Origin of the sequence: Immundisolibacter sp., from assembly GCF_041625615.1 — a bacterium.
Lineage (GTDB): Bacteria > Pseudomonadota > Gammaproteobacteria > Immundisolibacterales > Immundisolibacteraceae > Immundisolibacter.
On record NZ_JBFJTF010000104.1, the window covers coordinates 1 to 8,516 of the forward strand.

9 protein-coding genes are annotated in these 8,516 nt (G+C 69.2%); 5 read left to right on the top strand and 4 right to left on the bottom strand.

All coding sequences use genetic code 11. The features are described 5' to 3' along the window. Positions 1-332, top strand: a 332-nt coding sequence (locus ABYX71_RS08770; protein ID WP_372696119.1) for a heterodisulfide reductase-related iron-sulfur binding cluster, incomplete at its 5' end; no start/stop codon positions are given. An 86-nt stretch (positions 333-418) separates the two neighbouring features. Then, positions 419-1,486 carry a quinolinate synthase NadA gene (nadA, locus tag ABYX71_RS08775; protein WP_372696120.1) on the top strand — a complete coding sequence of 356 codons (1,068 nt, stop codon included), beginning with the start codon at positions 419-421 and terminating at the stop codon, positions 1,484-1,486. A 72-nt stretch (positions 1,487-1,558) separates the two neighbouring features. Here the strand turns inward: nadA and ABYX71_RS08780 are convergent, their stop codons facing one another. The 4 genes from ABYX71_RS08780 to ABYX71_RS08795 all read right to left on the bottom strand — a co-directional run bounded on the left by ABYX71_RS08780 (position 1,559) and on the right by ABYX71_RS08795 (position 5,181). Continuing rightward, a complete protein-coding gene (locus ABYX71_RS08780; protein WP_372696121.1) occupies positions 1,559-2,422 on the bottom strand; it encodes a MaoC/PaaZ C-terminal domain-containing protein in 864 nt (287 codons plus the stop codon). Further along, complete coding sequence (locus tag ABYX71_RS08785; RefSeq protein ID WP_372696127.1) at positions 2,422-3,327, bottom strand: SDR family oxidoreductase; 906 nt, start codon at positions 3,325-3,327, stop codon at positions 2,422-2,424. The genes ABYX71_RS08780 and ABYX71_RS08785 overlap by 1 nt, the downstream gene beginning before the upstream one ends. Positions 3,328-3,429: 102 nt before the next feature. Further along, complete coding sequence (locus ABYX71_RS08790; RefSeq protein ID WP_372696122.1) at positions 3,430-4,773, bottom strand: aromatic ring-hydroxylating dioxygenase subunit alpha; 1,344 nt, start codon at positions 4,771-4,773, stop codon at positions 3,430-3,432. 213 nt (positions 4,774-4,986) lie between these two features. Then, positions 4,987-5,181, bottom strand: coding sequence for a YdcH family protein (locus ABYX71_RS08795; protein ID WP_372696123.1), 195 nt, complete (start codon positions 5,179-5,181; stop codon positions 4,987-4,989). 81 nt (positions 5,182-5,262) lie between these two features. On the opposite strand from ABYX71_RS08795, the gene ABYX71_RS08800 reads away from it, so the two are divergent. The 3 genes from ABYX71_RS08800 to ABYX71_RS08810 form a co-directional block, all read left to right on the top strand. Then, the gene (locus tag ABYX71_RS08800) at positions 5,263-6,144 is read left to right on the top strand and encodes an ABC transporter ATP-binding protein (protein WP_372696124.1); all 882 of its coding nucleotides are present in this window, start codon (positions 5,263-5,265) and stop codon (positions 6,142-6,144) included. 31 nt (positions 6,145-6,175) lie between these two features. After that, positions 6,176-7,198: an ABC transporter permease gene (locus tag ABYX71_RS08805; protein ID WP_372696125.1), complete on the top strand. Its 1,023-nt coding sequence runs from the start codon at positions 6,176-6,178 to the stop codon at positions 7,196-7,198. A gap of 54 nt (positions 7,199-7,252) precedes the next feature. Next, positions 7,253-8,516 (top strand): MFS transporter (locus ABYX71_RS08810; RefSeq protein ID WP_372696126.1); only part of this gene is annotated, 1,264 nt, incomplete at its 3' end.

An 8,516-nucleotide genomic window follows, 5' to 3' on the forward strand; every position in this document is an offset into this window, starting at 1 on the left:
CGGCGCCGGATGTGCCTCGGCGCATCGCCTTCCAGAGCCCGTGCACGCTGCAACACGGTCAGCGGTTGGGCGGCAGGGTGGAGGCGCTGTTGCGGCGGGCCGGTTTTGAACTGCTGCCGGTGGCCGACGGTCATCTGTGTTGTGGGGCGGCCGGTACGTATGCGCTGACACAGCCGGCGCTGTCGGAGCCACTGCGGGAGCGCAAGCTCGATGCGCTGCTGGCCGGCGGGCCGCAGCTGATCGCCACCGCCAATATCGGCTGTCAGATGCACCTGCAGGCCCGTTCGTCGGTGCCGGTGCGACACTGGATCGAGCTGTTCGATCCACGGTGAGCTTGTATCGGGGGGGCGGCGTCCCCATCTTGGAAAGGATTTATCCTCCGCCCGCGCCTGGCGCCGTTCTTTGTCCGGAGTTTGTAATGTCCGAGGAAACCATCTACGCCACGCCGGTGCTCGACTACCCGCGCACCGCGGACGTGGAGCATGCCGAGCCGCAGGGGGCCGAGCGCGCGGCGCTGGAGGCGCGCATCCGCGAGCTGCTGCAGGCGCAGGACGCCGTGCTGGTGGCGCATTACTACGTCGAGGACGCGCTGCAGGCGCTGGCCGAGTCGTCCGGCGGCTACGTGTCGGACTCGCTCGACATGGCGCGCTTCGGTCACGAGCATCCGGCCTCGACGCTGATCGTCGCCGGGGTGCGCTTCATGGGCGAGACGGCGAAGATCCTGAACCCGGAAAAGCGCGTGCTGATGCCGCAGCTGGAGGCCACCTGTTCGCTGGACCTCGGTTGCCCGGCGGACCGTTTCGCCGCGTTCTGCGACCAGCACCCGGACCGCACCGTCGTGGTCTACGCAAACACCTCGGCGGCGGTGAAGGCCCGCGCCGACTGGATGGTGACCTCGTCCTGCGCGGTGGACATCGTCAGTCACCTGCACGCGCAGGGGCAGAAGATCCTGTGGGCGCCCGACAAGCACCTGGGCGCCTACATCCGCGAGCAGACCGGCGCCGACATGCTGCTGTGGGACGGTGCCTGCATCGTGCACGAGGAATTCAAGGGCACGGAGCTGGAGGCGCTGCGGCGCGAGCATCCGCAGGCCAAGGTGCTGGTGCACCCGGAGTCGCCGGCCAGTGTCGTTGCCCAGGCCGACGTGGTCGGCTCCACCAGCCGCATGGTGCAGGCGGTGCGCGACATGGACGCCGAGGAATTCATCGTCGCCACCGACCGCGGCATCTTCCACAAGATGCGCCAGCTGGCGCCCGGCAAGCGGCTGATCGAGGCGCCGACGGCCGGCAAGAGCGCCACCTGCCGCAGCTGCGCGCACTGCCCGTGGATGGCCATGAACAGCCTGCAGGCGTTGCTGCACGCGCTGGAAACCGGCGCCGGGGAGATTCACGTCGATCCCGCCGTCGGCGAGCGGGCGCGGCGGCCGATCGCGCGCATGCTGGACTTCACCCGCCGTCAGCAGCTGCAGACCGCCGGCGACGCCTGAGCACGCGCGGGACGTTGCGCGCGGGCAGCCCCGTCGGGCCTGCCGTAGCGCGAAACGGATCCCGTGCCGCGGCTATCGGGCGGCGATCTGCGCCTGGCCGTGGCTGAGCACCACGGTGTCGCGCTCCACCGCCACGGTGCGAAAGGCAATGCCGTCCGCCCCGTGCCAGATGTCCGTGCGCAGCGTCTCGCCGGGGTAGACCGGCGCCGAGAAGCGCGCCTTCAGGGCGGTCAGCCGCGCCGGGTCGTAGTCGCAGGCCGTGCGCAGCAGGGCGTGACCGGCCACCGCAAACGTGCACAGGCCGTGCAGGATGGGCCGCTCGAAGCCGGCGGCGCGCGCCACTTCGGGATCGGCATGCAGCGGGTTAAGGTCGCCGCACAGGCGGTAGAGCAGGGCCTGCTGCGGCGTGGTGGGCAGTTCGCAGGCGGCGTCGGGCGCGCGTTCGGGCGTTGGGGTCAGGGTCATCGGCGGCGCGTCGCTGCCGCCGCAGCCGCCGTCGCCGCGGCAAAAGGTGCTGATGTCGAGGGTGGCGATCAGTTCGTCGCTGGCGGCATCGTGCAGGGTTCGCCGGCTGTAGACGATGGCGCCCTTGCCCGGGCCCTTGTCGTTGATGCCGATGACACGGGTGCGGCCGATCACCTCGCCGCTGGCCGGCAGCGGCCGGTGCACGGTCAGCCCCTGTTCGGCGTGCACCAGACGCACCCAGTCGACGCCGGTGCCCGGGTCCTTCATCCAGAAGCCGGGGTAACCCAGCACCACCGCCTGCGTGGGCAGGGCCTGCGGGGACTGTTCGTAGACGAACGGCAGCTGCCGGGGGTCGGTCGGGTCGGCGCCGAGGCCCACCGCCAGCGCGTACAGCTGGCTGTCGCGCACGCTGTAGGTCTGGCGCACCTCGGGCACCGGCCAGGCCAGCAGGTGGTGGTAGTCGAGCGCCATCAGATGGGGTCCCAGGCAAACACGTCGGCCGACACGGCGAGCGGGTAGAACTGCTCGGCAAAGGCGCCCGGCAGGCGCTCGGCCAGCTGCTCCGGCGTCCAGCCGCCGTCGCGGTGGATGGAGCGCAGCGGGCGCGACTGCGACATCAGGAACACCTCGTTCGCGCGGACGGCGAAGATCTGGCCGTTGACCGTGTCGGCCGCGTCCGAGAGCAGGAACACCGCCACCGGGGCGATCTTGTCCGGCGTCATGCGTTTCAGGCGCTCGACGCGGGCCTGCTGTTCGGGCGTGTCGGTGGGGATGGCGCCGATCATGCGGCTCCAGGCAAACGGCGAGATGCAGTTGCTGCGCACGCCGAAGCGCCGCATGTCGAGTGCGATCGACTTCGACAGCCCGACCACGCCGAGCTTGGCGGCAGCGTAGTTGGCCTGGCCGACGTTGCCGATCAGGCCGGAGGTGGAGGTCATGTGCACGAAGGCGCCGGCACTGCGCTCGCGAAACAGCGGCGCCACGGCGCGGCTGAGGTAGAACGAGCCGAACAGGTGCACCTGGATCACCGCCTCGAAATCCTCCGGCGACATCTTGTGGAAGATGCCGTCGCGCAGGATGCCGGCGTTGTTGACCACGCCGTCCACGCGGCCGAAGGCGTCGAGCGCGGTCTGCACGATGGCCTGCGCGCCGTCCCAGGAGGCCACGCTGTCGGTGCTGGCCACGGCCTGGCCACCGCTGGCCCGGATCTCGTCCACCATGCGCTGCGCCGGGCCGGCGTCGATGCCGTTCCCGCCCACCGAGCCGCCGATGTCGTTGACCACCACCCGCGCGCCCTGGGCGGCGGCCAGGCGGGCAATGCCGCCGCCGATGGCGCCGCCTCCGCCGGTGACGATGATGACCTTGTCCTGAAGCATGGCGGGCATGGCGGATTCCTTGCGCGGTAACGAAGATGGCGGCTTTCGCCGCGCCTGCGGCGGCGAAGTGTGCTTTTTAGGATAACCGCCCGCCGCGCCGGATCAGGCGGTCCTCGGGGTGGCGAGCAGGTGCTGCCATTGCCGGAAGATGGCCGGCAGGTGGGTTTCATCCTGAAAGTTCGGGCTGCTTTGCACCGGCGCGACGCCCAGCTCGGCGGCTGGGCCGTCGGCACCCGGCCGGGCGCGGACGTGGCCGCGCGCGTAGTCCTGTGGGCCGGTGCTGGCGGCGGCGGCAAAGCCGGCCTGACTGGCCTCGAACTCGGTCAGGTCGTCCGGTGTGGCCATGCCGGTGGCATTGAAGAAATCCTCGAACTGGCGCACCCGCAGGCGCCGTGCCTCGGGTGCCTCGCCGCGGGGCGCCAGGCAGTAGATCTGCACGTGCGTCAGGTCCGGGGCCAGTGGCCGGAACACGCGAATCTGGGTCGAGGTCTGGTCCATCAGGAACAGGTTGGGAAACAGCAGCAGGTTGCGCATGCGGTCGATCATCCAGGTCGTCTTGCCGGTGCCGAACTGCGCCGTGAGGCGCTCGCGCTCGCGCGCCAGCGGGCGTACCCCCGGCTGCGACACGTTGGACCAGGCCAGTACGTGCCCGCTGCCCAGGTCGTAGGCGCCGCTGGCCTGTTCCAGGATGCGGTCATCGGCAATCGAGGTCAGCGCCTTGCCGCCGCGCTCGGTCTGCCGCCGCATCACCATGCCGATGAAGTTGGCGTGCACGGTGCTCACGTGATAGCCGTCGAGCCCGTTCTCGGCGTGCACCTTCCAGTTGCCGCGAAAGGTGTAGCTGGAACCGCCGCGCAGCACTTCCAGCCCCTGGGGCGACTGGTCGACCAGGGCGTCGATGACGCCGGCGGCGGCGGCCAGGTGCTCGCGCAGTGTCGGCACCCCGGCGCGGAGCGAGCCGAACAGGAAGCCGCGGTAGCTTTCCAGGCGGGGCAGGGGCGTCAGGTCGTGATTCTGACGCTCGAAGGCCGGCGGGTAGGCGCCGCTGGCGCGGTCCTTGATTTCGACGTTGCGGCCGGCGCTGTCGTACACCCAGCCGTGGTACGGGCAGGTCAGGAACCTGGCGTTGCCGCGCCGGGTACGGCACAGCTGTGCCCCGCGGTGTGCGCAGGCGTTGACGAAGCCGTGGACCGTGCCGTCCGTGCCGCGGCTGATGATGACCGGCTGGCGGCCCATGTGGGTGGTGAAGAAGTCGCCCGGATTGGGGATCTGGCTTTCGTGCGCCAGGTACAGCCAGCTGCCCTCGAAGATGTGCTCGAGCTCGCGCTGGAACAGGTCGGGGTCGGTGAAGATGCGTCGGTCGACGGCGAACGGCCGATCGGCATCCGCCTCGCGGACAAAGCTGGCCGGCGCCGCGGCGACGGGCAGGTCGAGCGGTTGATTCATGACACGTTTCTCCTCGGGCTCTGACGCCGGGACTCTGGTGGTCCTTCGGCAAAGGCCGAAAAATTCCTGTCCTGGAATCATTCGGCTCGCCGCAGCGCGGTACCCCCGCGCTGCGCTCCATGAATCAAGGCTCAAGCCGTTGATTCACGCCGGGGCATCGTGCCCCGGTCGGAAGCTCTGTCTGAATCAGGGGCGCATCGGGACGCCCGGGCGTCAGGCGCTGCCGTTGAGCGCCTCCAGCCGCACGATGCGGTCACGCAGCTCCAGGCGCCGACGCTTGAGTTCCTTCAACTGTGGCGAGGCCAGGCCGGGACCGCTTTCGATGTGGTCGATCTTGGCATCGAGCTGGCGATGCTGGCGGCGCAGGTCGTCGAGTTCCGGGAAACCGTCGGCGCGTGGCTCAGTCATGGGCCTGTCCTCCTTTCGGTGATAATCCGGCATTCGACACGCTAAACCCACCCCGCGTGGGGCGTCCAGCCCCCGAGCAACATGACCCCGATTCTCGACGTCCAGGACCTGATCAAGGAATACCCCGGTGTGCGCGCGGTCGCCGGCGTGAGCTTCAGTGTGCCGGCCGGCATCTGCTTTGGCCTGCTCGGGCCCAACGGCGCCGGCAAGACCACCACGGTGGAGATGCTCGAGGGCATCTGCCGGCCGACCGCCGGGCGCGTGCTGTACCGGGGCGAGGTGCAGGGCGCGCAGTTTCGCGCCGAGGCCGGCATTCAGTTCCAGAGCACGGCGCTGCAGGATTTCCTGACGGTGCGCGAGACGCTGGTGCTGTTCCACCGGCTGTATCCGCGCCGCGCCGATCTGGAGGCGCTGATCGACCTGTGTCAGCTGCGCGATCTGCTCGAGCGCGACAACCGCAAGCTGTCCGGTGGCCAGCGCCAGCGCCTGTTGCTGGCCATAGCGCTGGTGAACGATCCGGACATCGTGTTCCTGGACGAGCCGACCACCGGCCTCGACCCGCAGGCGCGGCGCAACTTCTGGAAGCTGGTGCAGGACATCAAGGCCCAGGGCAAGACCATCCTGCTGACCACGCACTACATGGAAGAGGCCTACGTGCTGTGCGACGAGATCGCCATCATGGACCGTGGCCGCATCATCGCCCAGGGATCGCCGGACGCGTTGCTGAAGGCGCATTTCGAGGACGTGGTCCTGACCCTGCCGAAGGCCGATTTCGACCCACCGGCCGAATTCGCGCATGCCCTGCTGGATGCCGGCGAGCTGTGGGAGCTGTCCACGCGCGAGGTGCCGGTCGCGCTGACGGCGCTGGAAGGGGCCGGTGCCGGCCTGCAGCGCCTGCGTATCCGCGAGCGAACGCTCGAAGACCTGTTCCTGGAGCTGACCGGGCGCGAGCTGCGCGCCTGAGTCCGCCCGATTGATCGAGGGAGTCCGTACCGTGTTGCGTCGTTACCTGGCCCTGACCCATGCCCGCAACATGGAGTTCCTGCGCGACCGTGCCTCGCTGGGCTGGAACCTGCTGTTCCCGCTGGTGATGGTGGCGGGCCTGGCCATCATTTTCGGCGGCCCGCCACGGCCGCTGTTCAAGGTGGCGGTGATCGGCGCCGGCGACCCGGTGCAGGTGGACGCGCACCCGTTCTTGGGCACCCGGTATGCCGAGTTCTATGCGCTGCCGGCCACCGAGCGGGATGCCGCGGTGGCCAAGGTGGGGCGTCACCGGCTGGACATGCTGCTGGACCTGCAGCCGCCGCCGCGCTATTGGGTCAACCCCGAATCGCCCAAGGGCTACGTGCTGGAACGCCTGCTGCGCGCCGCCGGTGGCGCGACCCTGGAGCCGGGGGCGGTGCCCGGTCGGCCGATCCGCTACATCGACTTCCTGCTGCCGGGCATCCTGGGCATGAACATGATGTTCTCGTGCCTGTGGGGCGTCGGCTACGTGGTGGTGCGCTACCGCAAGAGCGGGTTCCTGAAGCGGCTGAACGCCACGCCGGTGCGGCCGATCGAGTTCATCCTGGCGCAGCTCAGCTCGCGCCTGCTGCTGATCATGGGCATCACGCTGGCGGTGTACGTGGGCACCGACTGGGTCATTGGCTTTCGCATGGAAGGCTCGCACGCGCTGCTGGCGCTGATGGCGACGCTGGGTGCGCTGTCGATGATCGCCATGGGCTTCGTGGTGGCGGCCTTCGTCACCAGCGAGGAGCTGGCCGGCGGCATCCTGAACTTCCTGTCCTGGCCGATGATGCTGCTGTCGGGCGTGTGGTTCTCCATGGAAGGCAGCCAGCCGTGGCTGCAGCAGCTGGCGCAGGTATTCCCGCTGACGCATCTGGTCGGCGGGGCGCGTGCCATCATGCTGGACGGCGCCGGGATGGCCGACGTCACGCCCCAATTGCTGACGTTGGCCGTTATGACGCTGGCGTTCCTGGGAATCGGCGCGCGCATTTTCCGCTGGCGCGCGGACTGAGCCGCCGCCGCACGATCACGACAGGACGATCTCGACAACAGGGGAGGCAACATCTTGAACGCATCGGCACACGCCGCGGCTGCCGGCCGCACGCCGAAGGGCATCTGGAAGGTGATCGGCGCGTCGTCCGCCGGCACCATGATCGAGTGGTACGACTTCTACATCTTCGGCGCGCTTGCGCCGGTGATCGCGCCGCTGTTCTACCCGTCGGGCAACGACACGCTGGCGTTGATCGCCTACCTGTCCACCTTCGCCGTCGGGTTCGTGGTGCGGCCGTTCGGGGCGCTGTTCTTCGGGCGCATCGGCGACCGGGTGGGCCGCAAGGTCGCGTTCCTGATCACGCTGCTGATCATGGGCGGTGCCACGGCGCTGATCGGTGTCCTGCCCACCTACGAGACCATCGGCATTGCGGCGCCGCTGGCGTTGCTGGCGATCCGCGTGCTGCAGGGACTGGCGCTGGGTGGCGAGTACGGCGGCGCGGCGGTGTACGTGGCCGAGCATGCGCCGGACCACCGCCGCGGCTTCTACACCAGCTTCATCCAGATCACCGCCACGCTGGGTCTTTTCGTGTCGCTGGCGGTCATTTTGTCGGTGCAGGGCAGCATGAGCGCCGAGGCCTTTTCCGCCTGGGGCTGGCGGTTGCCGTTCCTCCTGTCGCTGTTGCTGGTGGGCGTGTCGTTCTACATGCGCGTGCAGATGCGCGAGTCGCCCATCTTCGAGCAGCTGCGCGAACGCGGCATGACCTCCGCCGCGCCGATCCGCGAGGCGTTTACCCAGCCCGCCAACCTCAAGCGCGCGCTGGTATCGCTGTTCGGCGCCACCGCCGGGCAGGGCGTGGTCTGGTACACGGGCCAGTTCTATGCGCTGTTCTACCTGCAGAGCATCCTCAACGTCGGTGGTCTTGCCGCCAACACCATCGTTGCCTGCGCGCTGTTGCTGGGCATGCCGTTTTTCGTGCTGTGCGGGGCACTGTCGGACCGCATCGGCCGCAAGCGCCTGATGATGGCGGGCTTTGCGCTGGCCGTGGTCAGTTACCTGCCCATCTACGGTGCCATGCGCGACGTGGCCGGCTCGCAGGTGACCACCGTGCAGTCGCAGGCGCACCCGGTCACCGGTGACACCACGCTGACGCCGCTGACCCTGGTGGACGGGCAGCTGCAGCCGGCCTCGAAGGTGCTGACCGATCTCAGCGTCGGCGAGGTGCTGCGCCACCCGGCGGCGCACAAGCTGATCGGCCTGGTGTGGCTGCAGGTGCTGCTGGTGACCCTGGTCTACGGGCCAATTGCCGCCTATCTGGTGGAAGCCTTCCCGGCGCGTA

Coding starts and splice junctions, on each gene's coding strand:
- ABYX71_RS08800 (WP_372696124.1), top strand. CDS start 5,263: ATGACCCCGATTCTCGACGTCCAGGACCTGATCAAGGAATACCCCGGT.
- ABYX71_RS08780 (WP_372696121.1), bottom strand. CDS start 2,422: ATGGCGCTCGACTACCACCACCTGCTGGCCTGGCCGGTGCCCGAGGTG.
- ABYX71_RS08785 (WP_372696127.1), bottom strand. CDS start 3,327: ATGCTTCAGGACAAGGTCATCATCGTCACCGGCGGAGGCGGCGCCATC.
- ABYX71_RS08795 (WP_372696123.1), bottom strand. CDS start 5,181: ATGACTGAGCCACGCGCCGACGGTTTCCCGGAACTCGACGACCTGCGC.
- ABYX71_RS08790 (WP_372696122.1), bottom strand. CDS start 4,773: ATGAATCAACCGCTCGACCTGCCCGTCGCCGCGGCGCCGGCCAGCTTT.
- nadA (WP_372696120.1), top strand. CDS start 419: ATGTCCGAGGAAACCATCTACGCCACGCCGGTGCTCGACTACCCGCGC.